Origin of the sequence: Pseudomonas sp. KB_12 (genome assembly GCF_052114545.1) — a bacterium.
GTDB lineage: Bacteria > Pseudomonadota > Gammaproteobacteria > Pseudomonadales > Pseudomonadaceae > Aquipseudomonas > Aquipseudomonas brassicacearum.
This window is the reverse complement of sequence record NZ_JBFREY010000104.1, coordinates 1-474: the sequence shown is the minus strand read 5'-3', so window position 1 is coordinate 474 and position 474 is coordinate 1. Positions and strand designations below refer to the sequence as shown.

Below are 474 nucleotides of genomic sequence, written 5' to 3'. Positions count from 1 at the left end.
CCGCCCTGGGCGTCGTCGATCTTCACGCTCAGGTTGTCGCCGCCCGCGAGGGCATCGTTTGGCGTAACGAAGTTTACCGAAGCGGAGCTGGCGCCGACTGGGATGGTGATGGTCTGGCCGTTGCTCAACGTCACGACGAGCGGGGCCTCGGTGACCGGTGCGTTGACCGAGGCGGTGTAAACGACAGTCCCACCTTCGGCCACCGTCGAAGTCGCGGTGAGCGAAACGGTGCTGGTGTCGATGGTGTCAGTGACATCAGTCACCGCCGGCGTRGTGCTCGGAACCAGGTTCTCGAAATTACCGCCAGTGGTGTTGTCGATGCTGACTTCAACTTTGCCGGCATCTTTGTAGACGTCGTCTTTTGGTGCGTCGACAGTCACGGTGCCGGTAGTGGCGCCAGCAGCGATGTTGATCACCGCGCCGTTGCTCAAGGTGACGGTCACTGGCGAGCCGGCGGCGTTGGTCAATGTTGCG

1 protein-coding gene is annotated in these 474 nt (G+C 62.2%); it reads right to left on the bottom strand.

Annotated features, from left to right (window positions below; genetic code table 11):
* Positions 1 to 474 (bottom strand): immunoglobulin-like domain-containing protein (locus AB4Z20_RS28060; protein WP_442091242.1); only part of this gene is annotated, 474 nt, incomplete at both ends.